General features: G+C 70.1%; 18 protein-coding genes and 1 riboswitch. Of the genes, 8 read left to right on the top strand and 10 right to left on the bottom strand.

Translation table 11 applies throughout. The annotated features are described in order from the left end of the window. Positions 1 to 149: 149 nt before the first annotated feature. The 4 genes from HHX40_RS23730 to HHX40_RS23745 all read right to left on the bottom strand — a co-directional run bounded on the left by HHX40_RS23730 (position 150) and on the right by HHX40_RS23745 (position 4,774). Complete coding sequence (locus HHX40_RS23730; RefSeq protein ID WP_182882380.1) at positions 150 to 2,258, bottom strand: (Fe-S)-binding protein; 2,109 nt, start codon at positions 2,256 to 2,258, stop codon at positions 150 to 152. Positions 2,259 to 2,502: 244 nt separating this feature from the next. Beyond that, positions 2,503 to 3,117 (bottom strand): TetR family transcriptional regulator, encoded by a 615-nt coding sequence (locus tag HHX40_RS23735; protein ID WP_310738246.1) that lies wholly within the window; start codon positions 3,115 to 3,117, stop codon positions 2,503 to 2,505. 2 nt (positions 3,118 to 3,119) lie between these two features. Then, positions 3,120 to 3,947, bottom strand: a complete 828-nt coding sequence (locus HHX40_RS23740; protein ID WP_182882381.1) for a class I SAM-dependent methyltransferase — start codon at positions 3,945 to 3,947, stop codon at positions 3,120 to 3,122. An 11-nt stretch (positions 3,948 to 3,958) separates the two neighbouring features. Further along, positions 3,959 to 4,774, bottom strand: a complete 816-nt coding sequence (locus HHX40_RS23745; RefSeq protein WP_111701166.1) for a sugar phosphate isomerase/epimerase family protein — start codon at positions 4,772 to 4,774, stop codon at positions 3,959 to 3,961. Positions 4,775 to 4,937: 163 nt separating this feature from the next. On the opposite strand from HHX40_RS23745, the gene HHX40_RS23750 reads away from it, so the two are divergent. The 7 genes from HHX40_RS23750 to disA all read left to right on the top strand — a co-directional run bounded on the left by HHX40_RS23750 (position 4,938) and on the right by disA (position 10,324). Beyond that, complete coding sequence (locus tag HHX40_RS23750; RefSeq protein WP_182882382.1) at positions 4,938 to 5,636, top strand: class I SAM-dependent methyltransferase; 699 nt, start codon at positions 4,938 to 4,940, stop codon at positions 5,634 to 5,636. Between the two features lie 76 nt (positions 5,637 to 5,712). Then, entirely contained in the window at positions 5,713 to 6,093 is a 381-nt protein-coding gene (locus tag HHX40_RS23755) for a MerR family transcriptional regulator (RefSeq protein WP_111701164.1), read from the top strand. Then, positions 6,090 to 6,404, top strand: a complete 315-nt coding sequence (gene trxA / locus HHX40_RS23760) for a thioredoxin (RefSeq protein ID WP_182882383.1) — start codon at positions 6,090 to 6,092, stop codon at positions 6,402 to 6,404. Before HHX40_RS23755 ends, trxA begins: the two co-directional genes overlap by 4 nt. 60 nt (positions 6,405 to 6,464) lie before the next feature. Continuing rightward, positions 6,465 to 6,869 (top strand): ArsR/SmtB family transcription factor, encoded by a 405-nt coding sequence (locus HHX40_RS23765; RefSeq protein ID WP_182882384.1) that lies wholly within the window; start codon positions 6,465 to 6,467, stop codon positions 6,867 to 6,869. Further along, positions 6,866 to 7,504: an SRPBCC family protein gene (locus HHX40_RS23770; protein ID WP_182875128.1), complete on the top strand. Its 639-nt coding sequence runs from the start codon at positions 6,866 to 6,868 to the stop codon at positions 7,502 to 7,504. The genes HHX40_RS23765 and HHX40_RS23770 overlap by 4 nt, the downstream gene beginning before the upstream one ends. A gap of 95 nt (positions 7,505 to 7,599) precedes the next feature. Next, positions 7,600 to 9,027 (top strand): DNA repair protein RadA, encoded by a 1,428-nt coding sequence (gene radA, locus HHX40_RS23775; protein WP_111701160.1) that lies wholly within the window; start codon positions 7,600 to 7,602, stop codon positions 9,025 to 9,027. 208 nt (positions 9,028 to 9,235) lie between these two features. Continuing rightward, positions 9,236 to 10,324: a DNA integrity scanning diadenylate cyclase DisA gene (gene disA / locus HHX40_RS23780; RefSeq protein WP_182875130.1), complete on the top strand. Its 1,089-nt coding sequence runs from the start codon at positions 9,236 to 9,238 to the stop codon at positions 10,322 to 10,324. A gap of 17 nt (positions 10,325 to 10,341) precedes the next feature. Here disA and HHX40_RS23785 read toward each other — a convergent pair whose 3' ends face one another. Further along, complete coding sequence (locus HHX40_RS23785) at positions 10,342 to 11,037, bottom strand: hypothetical protein (protein ID WP_182875131.1); 696 nt, start codon at positions 11,035 to 11,037, stop codon at positions 10,342 to 10,344. Positions 11,038 to 11,212: 175 nt separating this feature from the next. On the opposite strand from HHX40_RS23785, the gene HHX40_RS23790 reads away from it, so the two are divergent. Next, entirely contained in the window at positions 11,213 to 12,079 is an 867-nt protein-coding gene (locus HHX40_RS23790; RefSeq protein ID WP_310738247.1) for an A/G-specific adenine glycosylase, read from the top strand. Positions 12,080 to 12,107: 28 nt separating this feature from the next. On the opposite strand, the gene HHX40_RS23795 is transcribed toward HHX40_RS23790, so the two are convergent. The 5 genes from HHX40_RS23795 to HHX40_RS23815 form a co-directional block, all read right to left on the bottom strand. Beyond that, complete coding sequence (locus HHX40_RS23795; RefSeq protein WP_111701156.1) at positions 12,108 to 13,043, bottom strand: TIM barrel protein; 936 nt, start codon at positions 13,041 to 13,043, stop codon at positions 12,108 to 12,110. A gap of 414 nt (positions 13,044 to 13,457) precedes the next feature. Beyond that, complete coding sequence (locus tag HHX40_RS23800) at positions 13,458 to 15,962, bottom strand: ATP-dependent Clp protease ATP-binding subunit (protein WP_182882386.1); 2,505 nt, start codon at positions 15,960 to 15,962, stop codon at positions 13,458 to 13,460. A 488-nt stretch (positions 15,963 to 16,450) separates the two neighbouring features. Further along, a complete protein-coding gene (locus HHX40_RS23805; RefSeq protein WP_182882387.1) occupies positions 16,451 to 16,795 on the bottom strand; it encodes a histone-like nucleoid-structuring protein Lsr2 in 345 nt (114 codons plus the stop codon). Positions 16,796 to 18,158: 1,363 nt separating this feature from the next. Then, complete coding sequence (locus HHX40_RS37855; protein ID WP_182882388.1) at positions 18,159 to 19,619, bottom strand: RDD family protein; 1,461 nt, start codon at positions 19,617 to 19,619, stop codon at positions 18,159 to 18,161. A gap of 146 nt (positions 19,620 to 19,765) precedes the next feature. Next, positions 19,766 to 20,317, bottom strand: coding sequence for an amino-acid N-acetyltransferase (locus HHX40_RS23815; RefSeq protein WP_182877843.1), 552 nt, complete (start codon positions 20,315 to 20,317; stop codon positions 19,766 to 19,768). 425 nt (positions 20,318 to 20,742) lie between these two features. Beyond that, positions 20,743 to 20,896: riboswitch (cyclic di-AMP (ydaO/yuaA leader) on the top strand. Positions 20,897 to 20,942: the final 46 nt, after the last annotated feature.

Consider the following 20,942-nt stretch of genomic DNA (forward strand, 5'->3'; position numbering starts at 1 on the left):
CTCCCCGTCGATTGAGCCAACGTTGAGGTTACCGTGATTCTCCTGTTATGTGGAGAAAGCGTTTGCCGGCTCTTCACTGAAACATGTATGAATCACTCGTTCTGACGGAGAAAATCCACAAAATGTGCGGTCCGTCAGCAAAGAATTCGTTAACCCTGCTTGACGGATTTGATGAGGAGCTGGGCGACGTCGACGACCTCGATCGACTCCTTGGCCTGACCGGCGTTCTTCTTCTCGTTGATCGCGTCGCCGAGCATGACGAGGCAGAACGGGCATGCGGTGGAGACGGTGTCGGGATCGGTGGTCAGCGCCTCGTCCACCCGTTCGGTGTTGATTCGCTTGCCGATGCGCTCTTCCATCCACATACGCGCGCCCCCGGCGCCGCAGCAGAAACCACGTTCCCCGCAGCGGTGCATCTCCTGGGTCGTGACCCCCGGCACCTTGGCCATGATGTCGCGCGGCTGGGCGTACACCTTGTTGTGCCGGCCGAGGAAACACGGGTCGTGGTAAGTGATCTTCTCCTCGATCGGGGTGATCGGCGTGAGCCGGCCCTCCTCGACCAGGCGCGCCAGCAACTGCGTGTGGTGCACCACCTCGTAGTGCCCGCCGAGCTGCGGGTATTCGTTGGCCAGCGTGTTGAAGCAGTGCGGGCAGGTCGCGACGATCTTCTTGACGCCGGCCTCGTTCAGCGTCTCGACGTTCTGCTGCGCCAGCATGCTGAACAGGAACTCCATGCCCAGGCGCCGCGCGGGGTCTCCCGAGCACGCCTCCATCGGCCCGAGCACGCCGAACTTCACACCCGCGATGTGCAGCAGCTCCGCGACGGCCTTGGTGGTCTTCTTCGCCCGGTCCTCCAGGGCCCCGGCGCAGCCGACCCAGAACAGGTACTCCACGTCCTCGGGCATCTTCTCGTCGACGAGGGTGACCTCGAAGTCGAGCTCCTCGATCCAGTCGGCGCGCTTCATCTCGGACATGCCCCACGGGTTGCCCTTGTTCTCCAGGTTCTTGAGCATCACCCCCGCCTCGGACGGGAACGACGACTCGATCATCACCTGGTAGCGGCGCATGTCGAGGATGTGGTCGATGTGCTCGATGTCCACCGGGCACTGCTCGACGCAGGCGCCGCAGTTCGTGCAGGACCACAGCACGTCGGGATGGATGACCCCGTCCTCGCCGACCAGCGGCTTGTCGAGCAGGGCCAGCACGTCCTGCGACAGGCTCTCCTTCTCCTTCTCCCCCGCCAGCAGGTAGGGCGCGACCGCGAAGGCGTGGTCACGCTGGTCGAGGATGAGCATCTTGGGCGACAGCGGCTTGCCGGTGTTCCACGCCGGGCACTGGGACTGGCAGCGCCCGCACTCGGTGCAGGTGTAGAAGTCCAGGAACCCCTTCCAGGACGTGTCGGCGATCTTCCCGCGGCCGAACACGTCCGTCTCGGGGTCGGCCTCCTCGAAGTCCAGCACCTTGCCGTCGCTGCGCATCGGCTGGGCCGGGCCGAGGCCGTCCGGGCGGCGGGAGAACAGCACGTTCAACGGCGCGGTGAAGATGTGCAGGTGCTTGGAGTTCACCACGATGACGAGGAACACCAGCATGACGCCGATGTGCAGCAGCAGGCCCGTGGCCTCCAGCCCCTCGCTGTCGGGCAGGATCTTCGCCACCGCCTGTGAGGCGAAGGCCCCCGACCGGTAGGGGAAGTTGCCGGTGTTGACGGCCGCCCCCCGGAACAGGAACATCGTCCAGATCACATTGAAGATCATGAACAGGATGAGCCAGGCGCCGCCCAGATGCGACCCGGAGAACCGGGAGCCGCGGCCCAGCTTCTTCGGCGAGTTCTTCACGCGGATGACCGCGAAGGCGATCAGCCCGATCAGCGCGGCGACCGCGATGAAGTCCTGCAGGAAGCCCAGCACGGGCCAGGTCCCGATCAACGGGATGTGGAAGTCCGGCGTGCCGGTGACCGCGCCCTGGACGAGCGCGCCGTACGCCTCCAGATAGACCGAGGCGAGGATGAAGAACGCCCACATCACGAAGAAGTGCGCGGTGCCCGACGGCGTCCACTTGAGCAGCTTGCGCTGGCCGAACACCTCCACAAGCTGCGCTCTGACCTCCGCGCCGGCGTGCTGCCGGGCGTACTCGATCCGCTCCGGGGCCGGCTGACCACTGGTCGCGAGCCGGTAGAGGAACAGCACACGCCGGCCCGCCAGCGCGACCGCGGCGGCGGTCGCGACGAGGCCGGCTATCGCTATCGCTACCCAGAGCACGAGCCCTCCCGCTTTCAACGTCGGCTGCCACCATAAGCACGCGGCGCCTTCACCGGGACGGCCGGGGCCGGCCCTGTGGAAAACCCGCTTCCCGCATGGTACCGACGAGTAACATATGCCTGTCACGCCATCGGTGTGGCGCGCGTCACAGCGTTCCCGCGGCACCAGACTAGAACGAAGCTCTACCCGAACGCATGCGGGGCCCCACCTGACCTGCCGGCACCGGTGACGCCCGTCCTGGTGCTCATCCGTCCAGGTAACGCTGCACCACCGGGGCCAGCAGCGCGACGAGTTCCTCGATGTCCGCCGACGCCATCGGCTCCATCCCGAGGATGTACCTGATCATCACCACGCCGAACATCTGGGCGAAGGCGGCCTCGGCCCGCAGCGGCGGGACGCCGAGCGCCTCGGCCACCCGGCCCAGGATCGCGGTGCCGAAGAACTCCCGGATCATGCCGACGGCCTGCTCGTTCACCATCGCCGTCCGCATCACCCCGAGCACCCGCTCCCGCGCCGCGGGGTCCGCCGTCATCGTGAGGATGAAGCGGACGATCCGCTCCCCGATCTCCTCGCGCGGCCCCGCGAGAAGCATGGGGACGACCGTCGAGGGGTCCGCGGGGAGCTCCATGGCCGCGACGAACATGCCCTCCTTGTTGTCGAAATAGTGGTGGAGGAGGGCGGGGTCGACGCCGGCCTCGCGGGCGATGCCCCGGATCGTGGCCTTGTCGAACCCCTTCTCCGCGAAGACCCTGCGCGCCGCGGCCAGGATCTCCCCACGTGTGTCCGCCGAGCCGGGACGCCGGCCCGGCCGCCGCGGCCGCCGGCCGCCTCCCGACACCTCCGGGACCTCGGTGGTCACGGTCAGCCCCTGCGTCCCACCGCGAGGTACACGCGCATGGGCACGGTGAGCCTGCCGCCGGGGAACACGCGGCCGAGTTCGGCGCGCTCCCGGGCGATCAGGTCCGCCACCACGTCGCCGTCCATGCTGGCCATGTAGGAGTGCGTACGCAGGTCGGTGAGGAAGTCCTCCAGCAGCACCGACCTGGTCCAGGTGACCCAGGTCTCGGCCACGTCGAGGCCGGCGCCCGCACCGTCGAGACCGTCGCCGAGACCGCCGTCGAGACCGCCGTCGAGACCGCCGCGCGACATGGCCGCGGCGAGGGGCGGCATGCTCCACCCGGGCAGCACCGGCCCGATGTACCCGGGGCAGGACTCGGCGAGCCGCACCTGGTTGGCCGCCAGCCAGTCGGCCTTGCCGGGGTCCACGCTGTTCCACCATCCCGCGACCGCGCCGCCCGCCCTGGTCACCCGTACGGCCTCGGCGACCGACAGCGCGGGGTCGAGCCAGTGCCACGACTGGGCGTAGGTCACGAGGTCGGCGACACCCGCGCGAAAGGGCAGGTCGTCACCGTTCGCCAGGATCGCCGGGCAGGTCGTGCGGGCCCGGAGACGGGCCAGCATCCGCTCCCCCCGGTCGACGGCGACGACCCGGGCGCCGCGGTCGAGCAGCCCCCGGGTCGAGATGCCGGTGCCCGCCCCCACGTCGATCACCGTCGCGCCGTCGAGCCGGATGCCCGACAGTTCCTCCAGAGCGAGGTAGAGGGCCTCCGGATAGTGCGGCCTGGCCGCGTCGTACTCCTCCGAGACGCGGTCGAACACCCGGTGGCTGCCGGTCAGCCGTTCGTTCATGAGGCCGTCGTTCATGAGGCGGTCGAGGAGGCGGCGAAGTGGTGCCTGGCGAACGCGAGCGCCTCGGTGAGGTCCTCGATCCGCTCGGTGCGGCTGGCCGCCCTGCGCGTGTTGATCTCCAGGACGATCAGCCCGCGATATCCGCTCCCGGCCAGGCGCTCCAGCATCGGGGCGCACGGCTGCGTCCCCCGGCCCGGGACCAGGTGCTCGTCCTTGTTGGTGGTGCCCAGTCCGTCGGCCAGATGCAGGTGGGCCAGCCGGTCGCCGAGCTTGGTGGCCATCTCCATCGCGTCCGTGCCGGACACCGCCGTGTGGGACAGGTCGAGCGTCACGTCGGGGAAGTCGTAGTCGACCGGGTTCCAGTCCGGCGCGTACGGCACGACCTCGTTGCCCCTCGCCCGCAGCGGGAACATGTTCTCCACCGCGAAGACGACGTCGGTCTCGTCGCGCATCCTCGCCAGGCCCTTCTCGAACTCCTTGGCGTAGTCGCGCTGCCAGCGGAAGGGCGGGTGGACGACGACCGTCCGCGCGCCCAGCCGTTCGGCCGCCTCGCGGGCCCTGCGCAGCTTCGCCCAGGGGTCGCGCCCCCACACCCGCTGGGTCACCAGCAGACAGGGCGCATGTATGGCCAGGACCGGGATCTGGTAGTGGTCGCGCAGCCGCTGGAGGACCTCGACGTCCTGACTGACCGGGTCCTGTCCCACCATGATCTCTACGCCGTCGTACCCGAGCCTGGCGGCCAGTTCGAAGGCGTCCGGGGTACGTTCCGGGTACACCGACGCGGTCGACAACGCCACCTCGCCGCTGGGCACGCGGATGTCACTCATGAGGCCAGCCTCCCCTGGCGGCCCCCGGGCACGATCCAGTCCCGTGGCCGTGGCCGTCCGTTCGCTCCCTGCGCCCGTTCACGGATCCAGCCTAAGCCGCACCCGCGCCGCGCGCCGCTTCGCCACAATCAACTACCCAAGGTCGCGAACTAATGTGGGGCGCATGGCACGGATCGTGAGCGGGGCCGTACCCAGCCCGAACATCTGGAACACCCCCCAGGTCTACGAGCTGGAGAACCGCGCCGTCGGGCCGGCGGGCGCCGTCGAGGCCGCGATGCGGGCCGTACGGCCGTGGGACGGCGCGACGGTGCTCGACATCGGCTGCGGCACGGGCTTCCACCTGCCGTCGCTCGCCGCGTCCGCGGCGAGGGTGCTGGGCGTGGAGCCGCACGGCGGCCTCGCCGCCAGGGCGGCCGCCCGCTGCGCGTCGCTGCCCAACGTCGCGGTGCGCACCGGCACCGCGCAGGCGCTGCCGGTGCCCGACTCGTCGGCGGACGTCGCGATGGCGCGCTGGGCGTACTTCTTCGGCCCGGGGTGCGAGCCCGGGCTGCGCGAGCTGGGACGGGTGCTGCGCCGGGGCGGCGTGGCGTTCGTCGTGGACGTGGACGCCTCCCGCGATGCCTTCGGCCGCTGGTTCCGCCGTTCGCTCCCGTCGTACTCCCCCGAGGCCGTGGAGCGCTTCTGGTCGCGGCAGGGCTGGCGGCGCGAGCCGCTGGACCTGCGCATGACCTTCGAGTCGCGGGCCGATCTGGAGGCGGTCCTGCGCATCGAGTTCACCCCCGAGGTGGCCGAGGCCGCGCTGCGGGAGAGCGAGGGCCTGGAGATCGCCTACCCGAACGTCCTCAGGTGGCGGGAATTCTGAGCTCCGCCCTTGACCTTGTCACCGGCGTCAACCTTTACCGTCGTGCCCGGAGGCGGGCGGGCCGAGGAGGAGACCGATGCGGATCGGCGAGCTGGCCCGGCGCGCGGGTGTGAGCACCCGGGCGCTGCGCTACTACGAGCAGCAGGGCCTCATCCGGTCGCGCCGCTCGGCGAACGGCTATCGGGAGTACGACGAGTCGGACGTCCGGCTCGTCACCGAGATCCGCGCCCTGATGGCGGTCGGCTTCACCCTGGAGGACGCCCGGCCGTTCGTGGACTGCCTCAGGTCGGGGCATCCGTCGGGAGGCTCCTGCCCGGAGTCGGTCGCGGTGTACCGGCGCAAGCTGGCCGAGATCGACGACCGGATCCGGGACCTGCTGGCCCGCCGCGCCGAGGTGGCCGCCCAGCTCACCGACGCCTGCCCCGGCTGCCTGGTGACACGACGAGGAGAATCATGATCACGTTGACCGCGGAGAACTTCGACGAGCAGGTGCTGCGCAGCGGCACACCGGTACTGGTGGACTTCTGGACCGACTGGTGCCCGCCCTGCAAGATGATCGCCCCGATCCTGGAGGAGATCGACGCCGAGCTCGGCGACCGGCTCACGGTGGCCAAGCTCAACGCCGACGACCACCCCGAGATCGCGCGGCGGTACAACGTCCTCGGCTTTCCCACCCTGAACCTCTACCGGGACGGCGAGGTCGTGCAGCAGATCGTAGGTGCCAAGCCCAAGCGCCTGCTGCTCGCCGACCTCGCGGACCATCTGTAGCCCCGAGGGCGGCTTATATAAGCGTTGACTTTTATAAGCCACCCTCGGCATAGTGGGCCCGTGCACGCATTCGACGCGCTGGGGGATCCGGTGCGGCGCCGGATCCTGGAGCTGCTCAGCGATGGGGAGCAGACGTCGGGCGCCGTCACCGCCGCCGTCCGCGCCGAGTTCGGGATCTCGCAGCCCGCGGTCTCCCAGCATCTGCGGGTGCTCCGCGAGTCGGGGCTGACGTCCGTACGGGCGGAGGGCACGCGGCGGCTGTACGCCGTCGAGACGGCGCCGCTGCGGGAGATCGACGCGTGGCTCGACCGGTTCCGCGGCTTCTGGCAGCAGCGGCTCGACGCGCTCGACACGGAACTGGCGCGGGGGAAACGGGAGCGGCGGCTCCGGCAGGAGCCCGGCGGCGCCGATGGCCGGCACATGTCCCAGCACGAGGCCCACGACGTAGAGGAAGAGCGGCAATGAGCGACTTCATCGACGAGATCAACGAGGTTCACCGCGCGGTCGGCACGCGCGACCTGGCGGAGGGCGAGGCCCGTACGGTGCTGCTGCGGCGCACCTACGACGCCGCGGTGGAGGACGTGTGGGACGCCTGCACCGACCCCGAGCGGATCGGCCGCTGGTTCCTTCCGGTGACCGGCGAGCTGAAGCTCGGCGGTCACTACCAGCTCCAGGGCAACGCGGGCGGGGAGATCCTGCGGTGCGAGCCGCCGCGGCTGCTGCGGGTGAGCTGGCTGTTCGGCGAGAACCCCGGCTTCAGCGAGGTCGAGGTGCGGCTCACCCCGGAGGGCGGCGAGCGCACCGTGTTCGAGCTGGAGCACGTCGCCGTGGTGCCGGCGGAGTTCTGGGACCGGTTCGGCCCGGGGGCCACCGGAGTGGGCTGGGACCTGGCGCTGCTCGGGCTCGGGCTGCACCTGCGGGGCAACATGATCGACGACCCCTCGGCGTGGGAGCAGTCGGACGAGGCGCGCGCGCTCATGACGCACAGCAGCACGGCGTGGGGCGAGGCGTACCTGGCCTCCGGCGCGCCGGAGGACGTGGTGAACGCCGCGGTCGCCGGCACCACCGCCTTCTACGTACCGGAGAAGCCGGAGGGCTGAGTCGTGTCCTCCGGGCCGGCTTCGGGGGCGTCTCCGGATCGGCTTCGGGCGGCTTCGGGGGCGGACTGTCGGCGGCGACCGGTAGCCTCCCGCACGTGAGCAGGGCAGCGAAACCGGCGTACCGGTGCGGCGAGTGCGGCTGGACCACGGTCAAGTGGGTCGGCAGATGCGGGGAGTGCCAGGCGTGGGGCACGGTCGAGGAGGCCGGGGCCCGGCAGGGCGTCCACGTGGTCAAGCCGGGTGCGGTCACCGCGCCGGCGGTGCCCATCGGCCAGGTCAAGGCCGAGGTGGTGAGCGCGCGGACGACGGGCGTGCCCGAACTCGACCGCGTGCTCGGCGGCGGCATGGTCCCCGGTGCGGTCGTGCTTCTCGCCGGGGAGCCCGGCATCGGCAAGTCGACGCTGCTCCTGGAGGCCGCCGCCCGCACCGCGCAGGGCGAGACCGTCCTCTACGTGACCGGCGAGGAGTCCGCGGCCCAGGTGCGCATGCGCGCCGACCGCATCGGCGCGATCGAGGACCGGCTCTATCTCGCGGCCGAGACCGACCTGTCCGCGCTGGTGGCCCACGTGGACAAGGTGCGGCCCGGCCTGCTGATCGTCGACTCGGTGCAGACGATCGGCTCGGCCGACGTCTCGGGCGTGCCCGGCGGCGTGACCCAGGTCAGGGAGGTCGCGGGCAACCTGGTCCGCCTCGCCAAGGAGCGGGCCATGACGACCGTGCTCGTCGGCCATGTCACCAAGGACGGCACGATCGCCGGCCCCCGCGTGCTGGAACACCTGGTGGACGTCGTCCTTCACTTCGAGGGCGACCGCAACTCGCGGCTGCGGCTGGTGCGCGCGGTGAAGAACCGCTTCGGCCCGATCGACGAGGTCGGCTGCTTCGACCTGAACGAGCGCGGGATCACCGGGATCTCCGACCCGAGCGGGCTGTTCGTCTCGCGCCATCCCGAGCCGGTGCCGGGCACCTGCGTCACCGTCACCATCGAGGGCACCCGGCCGCTTCCGGCGGAGCTTCAGGCCCTGGTCGGCCCCACCGAGGCCCCGCAGCCCCGCCGCACCTCCTCGGGCCTCGACTCCTACCGCGTGGCGATGGTGCTCGCCGTCATCGAGCGGCGGCTGCGCGCGAAGATCGGCAAGTGTGACGTCTTCACGGCGACCGTGGGCGGGATCCGGCTGACCGACCCGGCCGTCGACCTCGCGCTGATGCTGTCGGTCGTGAGCGCGGCCGGCGACCAGGCGCTGCCCTCGGGGCTCGTCGTGCTCGGCGAGGTCGGCCTCGCCGGTGAGCTGCGGCCCGTACGGGACGTGCGGCGGCGGCTGGCCGAGGCGGCGCGGCTGGGTTTCACCCGGGCCCTGGTGCCGTCCGGCTCGCTGGAGGAGGAATCCCCCCGGCTGGACAACGCGGCGAGCCGCGGCCGCCTCGTGGCGCTGCGCTCGCCGGTCGGCCGCACCACCTCCTTCGCGCCGGGCTTCGAGGTGACGGAGGTCGAGAACGTCTGGGACGCCCTCAACCACATGAGCTGAGCCGGGACAGGGCGCGGTGGGACAGGGCGCGGTGGGGTGCGCTGTGCCACAGGTGAGCATGACGTCACGCGGGTAAACTGAGGCCTTCATCGAGCCCCCGAGGGGGCTTCGACCGGCCGGCCGCGGAGCGTATCGCGGACCTCGCGCGGCGAGGACCGGTAGACAGACGATCCCACGGAGACGATCGGGCGAGCCCACCGAGGTGCATGTGCTGGACAACGACAAGGCGGCCGACGAGCGCAGACGGGCCGTGCTCGCCACGCTCGCCCCGGGGACGGCGCTGCGCGACGGCCTGGAGCGCATCCTGCGCGGTCACACCGGCGGCCTGATCGTGCTCGGCTACGACCGCACCGTCGAGGACATCTGCACGGGCGGGTTCACCCTCGACGTCGAGTTCTCCGCGACCCGCCTCCGCGAGCTGGCCAAGATGGACGGCGCGATCGTGCTCGACGTGGCCCAGCTCAGGATCGTGCGGGCGGCCGTGCATCTCGTGCCGGACCCCGCGATCCCCACCAACGAGTCCGGCACCCGGCACCGTACGGCCCAGCGGGTGGCCAGGCAGACGTCGCTCCCGGTCATCGCGATCAGCAAGTCCATGCGGATCATCGCGCTCTACCTCGACGGCATCCGCTACGTGCTGGAGGAGTCGGCCGCGATCCTGTCCAAGGCCAACCAGGCCCTCGCCACGCTCGAACGCTACAAGATGCGGCTCGACGAGGTCTCCGGCGCGTTGTCGGCCCTGGAGATCGAGGATCTGGTCACGGTCCGCGACGTGGCGGTCGTGGTGCAGCGCCTGGAGATGGTCCGCCGCATCGCCCGGGAGATCGAGGGGTACGTCGTCGAGCTCGGCACCGACGGGCGGCTGCTGTCCCTCCAGCTCGACGAGCTGTTCGCCGGGGTGGAGACCGACCACCGGCAGATCATCCGCGACTACGTCCCCGGCTCGCTCGGCGCGCGCCCGTACGGCGACGGCGACGCGATACGCGAGCTCGACGAGCTGTCCTCCGGCGACCTGCTCGACCTGGCGAAGGTCGCCCAGATCCTGGGCCACCACGGCACCGAGGCCCTCGACACACCGGTCAGTCCCCGCGGCTTCCGCCTGCTGACCCGGGTCCCCCGGCTGCCCGGCGCGATCGTCGACCGGCTCGTCGACCACTTCGGCGGCCTGCAGAAGCTGCTGGCGGCCACCACCGACGACCTCCAGGCCGTCGGCGGCGTGGGCGAGACCCGGGCCCGCAGCGTCCGCGAGGGCCTGTCCCGCCTCGCCGAGTCGTCCATCCTGGAGCGCTATCTCTGACCCGCGTCCCGGCGGAGTCAACGCAGGTGGAAGACGACCTTCGGGCTCTTGAGCCGGCCCGCGTGCGCGGTCGCGACGTACGTCCCGGGATCGGCGGACGACCGCTTGCCGGCGCAGGTGGTGCCCGAGCGGTGGCGGTCCCACCGGACCGTGCGGACGAAGGGGATCCCCCGCTCCAGCGCCTGCCGGTCCACGCCGTCGCCCGCCACGCAGTCGGCGGTCGACCACACCCGCTCTCCGCCCGACAGCACCCGCATCTCCAGGGTGCGCGGCCCCACGTCCACCGTGCACTCGACCCTGCCCGTGCTCACGACCGTCAGCAGGAAGGTCGGCGCGGTGTCCTTGCCGTACACGTCCTGCCCGCTCTGCAGGGCGAGCACGAGGTCCTTCTCGTCGCAGGGGTCGCCGGGACGGCGCGGCCTGCCGGGCGTGGGCGAGGCCGAGCCCGATGCGGACGGGGACGGTTGCCCCGGGATCGCGGCCGAGCCGGCCGTCTTCGCGGGCAGGCCCGCGGGGAGCGAGACCACCAGCCGGTCTGAGGGCGTCGTCCTGACGACGGCGGCGGTGTCGTCCGATCGTCCCGAGGCGCTGCTGCACGCCCATGCCACGACCGCCACCACGACGAGCATCCCCGTGAGCACCGACACCCGGCGGCGCCAGTAGACGTCCGCCCCCTCGACGCCCACGTCACCACGGAAAGTGTCCGGATCCATACGGACAGTATGGGGAGACGTGGCGCGGCAGGGGAAACAACGCGCCGTGTCATGCGCTTTCCCAGGTCATCGGCCTGCCGGTCCTTTCCGGACTTGGACGGCGATGCGCGGCATCGGCCCGGCGGAGAACGCTGCCCGGCCACGCGCGGCAGGGCCGGTCGGTAGGGTCGGGGCTGTGTCAGCCTCCCTGCGTGAACCCATCCTCGACTGGTACGCCGAGCACAACCGCGACCTGCCCTGGCGGCGCCCCGAGGCGACGCCGTGGGGCATCCTGGTGAGCGAGATCATGCTCCAGCAGACGCCCGTCGCCCGGGTGCTGCCCGTGTGGACCGAGTGGATGGAGCGCTGGCCCACTCCGGAGGCGCTCGCGAAGGAGTCCCCCGGCGAGGCCGTGCGGCACTGGGGACGGCTCGGCTACCCGCGCAGGGCGCTCAACCTCCACGCCTGCGCGCGCGCCATCACGACGGACCACGGAGGACGGGTGCCGTCCACGTACGACGAGCTCCTGGCCCTGCCCGGGATCGGCGACTACACGGCCGCCGCCGTGGCCAGTTTCGCGTACGGCGGCAGCCACGCCGTGCTGGACACCAACGTGCGGCGGGTGCTGGCCCGGGCCGTCCGGGGCGAGGAGTACCCGCCGAAGGCCCCCACAGCGGCCGAGCGGCGCCTGGCGGAGTCCCTGGTGCCCCCGGTCGGCGCACCGCGCTGGGCCGTCGCCGTGATGGAACTGGGCGCGCTGGTCTGCACGGCGCGGGCGCCGCGGTGCGAGCGTTGCCCGGTCACCTCCCGGTGCGCCTGGCGGCTGGCCGGCCGCCCCGCCCACGACGGCCCGGCGCGTCAGGGCCAGACGTACGCGGGCACCGACCGGCAGTGCCGGGGACGCCTGCTGGCCGTGCTCAGGGAGGCGCACGGCCCGGTGCCGAAGCAGGCGCTGGACGCCGTCTGGGCCGACCACGTGCAGCGGGAGCGCGCCCTGGACGGCCTTCTCGACGACGGCCTGGCGGAGACGCTGCCCGACGGCACCTACCAGTTGCCCTCCTGACCGGCCGGTCGCCCTCCTGACCGGGTCCTCAGGCGGCGAGCTTCAGGCCGAGGGCGGTGAGGTTGCGGCGGGTCCAGTCGAGCTCGTCGGCGAGCTTCGCGACGAGGGCGGCGGGGCCCTTCGCCTTGGGGGTGGTCCCGTGGTGGGCCTCCACCTCCACGTGCGCGGTGCCGTTCACCGCGCCCGACAGGATCGCGGTGAGCGTGTCGGCGATCACCGGCTGCGTGCTCGGAATCTCCTGGCCGTGGTCGTGCACGTGGCTCAGCTTGACCACGGGCGCACCCGCGAGGGCGAGCCCGCGCAGCGCCGCGTCCGGCTCCTCCGCGCCGCACGACAGGTGGCAGGCGTCCAGGCAGACGCCGAGGTGCTCGGAGTCGATGTCGCACACGCGCGCCAGCGCCTGCTCCGTGGTCTCCAGCACGCAACCGGGCCAGGGCTCGAATCCCACCCGGATCGTCTTGCCGGTGACGCTGTAGAGGCCGCGAAGCTCCCGCGACAGCCGTTCGAGGCGGCGGGAGGCGATGGAGTGCAGGTCGGCGGGCCAGTCGCGGCGCCAGCCGATGGGAATCGTCGAGATCCCACCCGACTGCACGTCGTCGGGCAGCAGGAACGCGAGGATCTTCGCCAGCGACATCGTGTAGCGGTAGCGCTCCGGCTTGGCCCAGTCGGGCCCCGGCACGTCCTGGTTGCGCCCGCCGGTGCCGTTCAGGCTGACGCACTCCAGGCCGCGCTCCTCCAGCGAGCGGCGCAGCCGCACGAGTTCGATGCGGTCGGCGACCAGGTGGTCGGCCACGGCGGGGGCGAGCCACAGGCCGATGCCCAGCCGCTCGACGCCCAGTCTCCTGCGCACGGGCACGGCGTATCGCGTGAGGTGGGCGATCAGGTTCTCCAGGTCCTCCGCGGGATGTACGCCCGCGTTGTAGGCCAGGTGAACCAGCGTCCCGTCGTCGTGCAACAGGCGCATCAGTGCCTCCAAGGCTTGTGCACTTCCGGACCGCCATTTCACCCACGAGGGGTGTCCCGACCGCATGGGACGCCGGTCCTCCTATCACCGGGATCCACCCGGCCGGACCGAGCCTCCCCCGTACGCCCGGCCCGCCGCGTCCCTCCCGCAGCGGATCTCAGGTACGTCGCGGGAATGACACGAGCGGCCCGTCATGCGCCTCCGGCATGCCGGTGGTGCAGTCTGACTCTACAAAGTGTAGTACTACGTTCGGTGGTGTGATACCGGTTCTCGTCCACTATGTTGCGCGCGTGTTACCTGGATCGCCGGAGCCCCGGCGGCCGTGGTGCTCCGGAACACCGAAGGGGCGCCCCTCGCGGAGCGCCCCTTTAGGTGGAACAGGTTGTTCGGGCTGTGCCGGCTGTCGCAGGACGGTCAGCGCTGGACCGTCTCCGCGATCGAGGCCGCCGAGTCCGGCACGGACGGGCTCTTGGCCTCGCCCGTGAAGGTGAACTTGGCGTTGTCGCCCTCGCCCTCGATGTCGATCTTGACGACCTGGCCCGGCCGCAGCTCGCCGTAGAGGATCTTCTCCGACAGGGTGTCCTCCAGCTCGCGCTGGATCGTCCGGCGCAGCGGACGGGCGCCCATCACCGGGTCGTACCCCCGGTCGGCCAGCAGCTGCTTGGCGGCCGCCGTCAGCTCCAGGCCCATGTCGCGGTCCTTGAGGCGCTCGGCCACCTGGGCGAGCATCAGGTCCACGATCTGGATGATCTCCTTGGGCGTCAGCTGGTGGAAGACCACGATGTCGTCGACGCGGTTGAGGAACTCCGGCCGGAAGTGCTGCTTGAGCTCCTCCTGCACCTTCGCCTTCATCCGGTCGTAGTTCGACTCGGTGTCGTCCGACCGGGCGAACCCGACCCCGATGCCCTTGGAGATGTCCCGGGTGCCGAGGTTGGTCGTCATGATGATGACGGTGTTCTTGAAGTCCACCACCCGGCCCTGGGCGTCGGTCAGGCGACCGTCCTCCAGGATCTGCAGCAGCGAGTTGAAGATGTCCGGGTGGGCCTTCTCGATCTCGTCGAACAGGACGACCGAGAACGGCTTGCGCCGCACCTTCTCGGTCAGCTGGCCGCCCTCCTCGTACCCGACGTAGCCGGGCGGGGAGCCGAACAGCCGCGAGACGGTGTGCTTCTCCATGAACTCGGACATGTCCAGCATGATCAGCGCGTCTTCGTCCCCGAACAGGAACTCCGCCAGCGCCTTGGACAGCTCGGTCTTACCGACTCCGGAGGGGCCGGCGAAGATGAACGAGCCACCCGGACGGCGCGGGTCCTTCAGACCGGCGCGGGTGCGGCGGATCGACCGCGACAGGCCCTTGATGGCGTCGTCCTGGCCGATGATCCGCTTGTGCAGCTCGTCCTCCATGCGGAGCAGCCGCTGCGACTCCTCCTCGGTGAGCTTGAAGACCGGGATACCGGTGGCGGTGGCCAGGACCTCGGCGATGAGCTCCTCGGTGACCTCGGCCACGACGTCCATGTCGCCGGCCTTCCACTCCTTCTCCCGGCGCTCGCGCTTGAGCTGGAGCTGCTTCTCCTGGTCGCGCAGCGCGGCGGCCTTCTCGAAGTCCTGCGCGTCGATCGCGGACTCCTTCTCACGCCGGACGTTCGCGATCTTCTCGTCGTACTCGCGCAGGTCCGGCGGCGCGGTCATCCGGCGGATCCGCATCCGCGAGCCCGCCTCGTCGATCAGGTCGATCGCCTTGTCCGGCAGGAACCGGTCGCTGATGTAGCGGTCGGCCAGCGTCGCCGCGGCCACCAGCGCGCTGTCGGTGATCGACACACGATGGTGCGCCTCGTAACGGTCCCGCAGGCCCTTGAGGATCTCGATCGTGTGCGACAGGCTCGGCTCGGCCACCTGGATCGGCTGGAACCGCCGCTCCAGCGCGGCGTCCTTCTCCAGGTGCTTGCGGTACTCGTCCAGCGTCGTGGCGCCGATGGTCTGCAGCTCACCGCGGGCCAGCATCGGCTTGAGGATGCTGGCGGCGTCGATGGCGCCCTCGGCGGCGCCCGCGCCGACGAGCGTGTGCAGCTCGTCGATGAACAGGATGATGTCGCCGCGGGTGCGGATCTCCTTGAGGACCTTCTTCAGGCGTTCCTCGAAGTCGCCGCGGTAGCGCGACCCGGCCACCAGCGCGCCCAGATCGAGGGTGTAGAGCTGCTTGTCCTTCAGCGTCTCGGGCACCTCACCCTTGACGATCTTCTGGGACAGGCCCTCCACCACCGCGGTCTTGCCCACACCGGGCTCGCCGACCAGCACCGGGTTGTTCTTGGTCCTCCTGGAGAGGACCTGCATGACGCGCTCGATCTCCTTGTCCCGGCCGATCACCGGGTCGAGCTTGCCCTCCCGCGCGGCCTGGGTCAGGTTCCGCCCGAACTGGTCCAGCACCAGCGACGTCGACGGCGCCGACTCCTGCGGCCCGCCCGCCGCCGCCGGCTCCTTGCCCTGGTAACCGTGCAGCAACTGGATGACCTGCTGCCGCACCCGGTTCAAGTCAGCGCCCAGCTTCACCAGCACCTGCGCCGCGACACCCTCACCCTCCCGGATCAAGCCCAGCAGGATGTGCTCGGTGCCGATGTAGTTGTGCCCAAGCTGCAACGCCTCACGAAGCGACAGCTCGAGCACCTTCTTGGCACGCGGAGTGAAGGGAATGTGCCCCGACGGCGCCGACTGCCCCTGGCCGATGATCTCCTCGACCTGCTGGCGCACCCCCTCGAGGCTGATCCCCAGGCTCTCCAGAGCCTTGGCCGCCACACCTTCGCCTTCATGGATCAAGCCAAGAAGAATGTGCTCGGTACCAATGTAGTTGTGGTTGAGCATCCGGGCCTCTTCCTGGGCCAGGACCACAACCCGCCGCGCACGGTCGGTGAACCTCTCGAACATGTCGTCGCTCCTCACAGAGCGGTCAGGCGAATCCGGGAGATCCGGCACGCCGTCCCGCACGGTAGCCCCGACCCAGCGACCCGGTCCTCGGCGGAAGGGTTCCCCAAGCGCAGGGCGTTCACGCTCTATCCAACCCCCTGCCGGGGGTGACATGTTCCCGATACGCCGCAAGCGAACGAGGTTTTAGGGAGCGCAAACACAATCGCGCGGTTATGCGATCGTCAGGTCCTCCGACGAACCGGATAACCGCGCGATCGAAGATGCGGTTACGGACCATCCCGCGGATCACGCCACACCGAGGACCGGCCTGGCGGGATGCATCACAATGCGACGGAGGAGCCCAAAGCAGAGCAGAGGGCCACTCCGGTCCCGCGCGAACTCCGCGCTTCACCCGCGGCATTCGCCCTCGGCGCCTGGCGAGGCGCCACCCGGCCGACCGCGACGGGTGAAGGTCCGGCAGGTGCGACCCGGATCGCACCCGACCCCGCCTAGTGCGCGTCCTCGTACGCCTGGACGATCGAGGCGGCGATACGGCCGCGCTCGCTCACGGGGTGTCCGTGCGACTTGGCCCACGCGCGGATCTCCGCGCTCTTCTCGCGGGTCATGGCTCGCTGACCCCCGCCGCCCGCACCGCGACGGCGACCGCGGGCCTGCCCGCTGTCCGCGCGCCGCGCGCTGCCGACGAAAGGCGACAGCGCGTCGCGAAGCCGCTTCGCGTTGCCGTCGCTCAGGTCAATCTCATATGACGTGCCGTCAATCGCGAAGGTGACCGTCTCATTGGCCTCGCCGCCATCGAGATCGTCGATGAGAATCACCTGCGTGTCCTTGGCCATCCGGCAATCCTTTCGCAGCCCATAGTTTGATTCGTCAGCCAAACATATACCCGGTTTCCCCCGGCTGACAATTCAAGATTGCGGATTCTCAGGAACTCCTGAGTCCGGTGACTTCTCGCGTGGCTCCCGAGCCGGGCGGAGACCCGCCGCGTCGGAACGTACCAACTTTACGATGCCGTAGACGACCGCGCCGGCGACGACCACGGAAGGTATCAAGGCGGACAATACCTCTGACATTCTGCCTCGCTCGTGCCGGGGTGTCATTAGGTGCACCCGAGGAAATTCCGAGGACGCGCCGAGGTCCCGGGCCCTCTTGCCGGGCCGGTCGCCCTCATACGACCATAGCGCCGGGAGGGTCAGGCGCGCCTTCCGGGGTGCCCCGGGGGTGGCAGCCTAATCCTCGTCTCTCCAGCGGCCTTACCGGATGCTCCACGAAATCGTACCCAAATGTCGGGCCGGACGGTCACCGGAAGCCGTCCGGCCCGATGTTTCGGCCGCTCGCGGCCACTACTCAGGGTTGGACGGCAAGGGCTCCCACTCGGCCGGACGCTTGACTCATAGCGGCGAAGCCCCAGGTCAGAGCGTTGCCGACCAGCGCCACGAAGGCGCGGCGACAAGGCTGAACCGGCAATCCGCCACTCTGTCAGCCACTCTGTCCGCCTCTCCTTCCGGCTCTCCATCCGACTCTCACACAACTCTCACACAATAGGTCCGTCCCGGCACGCCGCACCGTTGATGAGCGTCACTGAAACGAGGGGACGCCGCGTCCCCCGGCACTCGGATCTTCATGACCACCGTGACCCTTCTGGTACGACCGGCGCACCCTTGACGGGATATACGCGCGTCTAAAACAGATCCTCGGTGCCGGGAAGGCTCGCAAAAAGAGAGGACCGCACCGCATCCTGACAAGATCCACTGCCCGGGCGGCCCGAAGATCGATTTAACCGGCCGCGCCACAAACGCATGGCCACCCCCGCCGGCCGGGCGCGCCTAAGGTTTCGCGCGGCCAAACGGCCCGCCGTTTCGGGCGTCGGCACCGGGGCTCGCGGGGGACGGGCGGGCGGAGGAGCCCATAAGGCCCGGTGCGCCGCCTTCGGGCCCATAAGAGCGTCGAGCGGGTTCCATAAGCCGCTCCGGCCGGATATGGCCCGGAGCGGGGTGACGGCGGTGGACCGGAAGGATTGACGCGGCGGTGTCGCGGTCATTGCCATCTCTCGGGCGGGTCCGCCGGTCCGCCAAGCATGGCATGTCCGGGTGGTCCCGTTACCGAATTTTCCGGAGCAGGCGCCGTCGACGCCCGGAACCGTCACGCCATACGAAAAACGGGGCCGATGGTCCACGCCATCGGCCCCGTCCGCGGTCATTACTTGACCTTGACCACCACGGTGTTGGCGACCTTGTCGTGCAAAGCCTGCTGCAGCGGCTTGTCCCACAGCAGCCAGAGCACGTTGAGAAGGGCGGCCAGGTTCGCGAGGTACTTGATGAAGGGAATCCACGACAGGAACTGGAAGGCGAAGAGCACTCCGGCGCGCTTCATCGCCGCGTCCTGGGGCAGCCCCGCCGCGGTCAGCGTTCCGCCGACCGGGACGACCTTGATGCCCATCGCCATCTTGCCGAGGGTCTGCCCGCGTGAGCGCAGCATGAAGAACTCGTAGACGGCCATCACGACGCCCCCCAGCACGGCGACGAGCAGCGCGGCCAGGAAGGCCCCGCTCTCCAGGGTCGTGACGCCGGTCGTCGGGTCGATGCTGGCGGCGGTGAACACCAGGCCCCCGATGACGGCGCTGAGGATCATGTAGGGGATCCCGACGACGACACCGTCGATCAGCCGGGCGACGAGGCGCTGCCACCACTCCGCCAGCGGGGCCGGCGCGCCGGGCGGGATCGCCCCCTGCGGCGCGTACGACTGCCCGTAGGCGGGCTGGCCGTACCCCGGCGTGGCCTGCCCGCCGCCGTAGCCGGGCTGGCCGTACTGCTGCTGGCCGTACTGCTGCTGACCATAGCCCTGCTGCGGAGCCTGCTGGCCGTACCCCTGCTGCTCGTAGCCCTGCTGGCCGTACGCCTGCGAGCCGGATGCCTGGGGGCCGGTCTGCTGGCCGTACTGCTGGTAACCCCCCTGCGACTGCTGGCCGTAGCCGCCCGTCGGCTGGCCCTGCTGCTCGCCGTAACCCTGCTGCTGGCCGTACCCGCCCTGGGAGGACTGGCCGTACTGCTGCTGGCCGTAGCCCTGCTGCGGAGCCTGCTGACCGTACTGCTGGCCGTAGCCCTGCTGCGACGCCTGCTGCGGGGCCTGCTGGCCGTACTGCTGGCCATAGCCCTGCGGGCCCGTCTCCTGGCCATAACCCTGCTGGCCGTACCCGCCCTGCGAAGACTGGCCGTACTGCTGCTGCTGACCATAGCCCTGCTGCGGAGCCTGCTGGCCGTACCCCTGCGGGCCGGTGTCCTGGCCGTAGCCCTGCTGGCCGTACCCGCCCTGCGAGGACTGGCCGTACTGCTGCTGACCATAGCCCTGCTGCGGGGTCTGCTGACCGTACTGCTGGCCATAGCCCTGCGGGCCGGTGTCCTGGCCATAACCCTGCTGGCCGTACCCGCCCTGCGAAGGCTGGCCGTACTGCTGCTGACCGTATCCGCCCTGGCCCGAGTCCTGGCCGGGGGTCTGGCCGGGAGCCTGCTGCGGGCCCGTCTGCTGTGCCCGATAGCCGACGACCGTGGCCTCGGGGTCGTAGTCCTGGGAAGGTCTGTCCGGGTTGTACCCGTGGTTCGAAGGCGGCGGTGGCGACCCGTCCGACTCGTCCTGGGGGTACGGCGGCTGTCCGGTGCTCACCGTGTCACCTCGTTTCGAAGACGCATGCGCCGCATCTCAGTAGCACACGCTGATACCGCCAAAAGTAGCGACACGCGTATCAACAGTCACCTTTGCAGCGACTGACCATGACCGTCAAGATCAGCCACCAATGTCGGCATTATGACTCAATGGCGATCGAGATGCAGCAGCATTCGCGTGTTGCCCAGTGTGTTCGGCTTGACGTGCTCCAGGTCGAGGAACTCGGCGACGCCTTCGTCGTACGACGCGAGGAGTTCCGCGTACACCTCGGGGGACACGGGGGTGCCCTGAATCTCGGTGAAACCATGGCGCGCGAAGAACTCCACGGCGAACGTGAGGCAGAAGACCCTGCGTACGCCGAGGCCGCGCGCGGCGTCGATGAGCGAGGCGACGATCCGGTAGCCGACGCCTCCACCGCGCACCGCCGGATCCACCGCGACGGTCCTGATCTCGGCCAGGTCCTCCCAGAGCACGTGCAGCGCGCCGCAGCCGACGACCTCTCCGCCGATCTCCGCGACCCAGAACTCCTGGACGTCCTCGTACAGCGTGACCGTGCTCTTCTTCAGCAGGCGCGGCCCGACGCCCGAGTACGCGTCGACGAGGCGGCGGATCGCCCTGACGTCCGGGGTCCTGGCCCGGCGCACCATAACGCCCCTGGCGCCGGATCCGCTCGGTGTCTGTGCGGCGACCTGCTCCATGAACGGCCAGCCTAGTGCCCCTCCCGCCGTCCCCCTCGCCCGTCGCGCGCGGATCGGCGAAGGCGGCTCCGATTTACGGTCAACCCCAAACAGTCCGTCCGACATCGCGCCTGACGTTCTGTAGCCACCGGAATACGGATCGACGCCGGATCGGACCCCGTGACGCACGTCTGGCCGCGCATCGATTTTCTCTGCTTCCGACCAGCACCTCATACGTCACCAAAGCACCACAAACCCAGGTAGACCAGCCGGTATCACTGATCAACCCGTGACCCTAGCGTGATCATTTGGTTGTCAAACGTAGACGGGTTTGCGAGTTCTGGTTGAGCAACAACTCAGGGTGCACTATCGTCCAGCGACGATGCCGATCGTCGTGAGCGATCTCGACGATCGGGCGCCGAATCCTCGAAGCGCCGGTGCCCGAACCCTGTCGGGGGCCGGGTGCGGAGAGGAGCCGGGGACCCAATCCATGGGATCAGGATCGGTTCAGGTTCAGATCGTCCAGGGGTGAATCCGCAAGGTAGGGCTGCTCCGGCCCGAACCCGTCAGCTAACCCGGCAGGCGCTCGGCAGTGCCCAGCCGCACGACCCGTCACGACGACGCCGGCCGGTGCGGGGGCACCTAT

It is taken from the genome of Microbispora sp. H10949, assembly GCF_014161435.1.
Classification (GTDB): Bacteria; Actinomycetota; Actinomycetes; order Streptosporangiales; family Streptosporangiaceae; genus Microbispora; species Microbispora triticiradicis.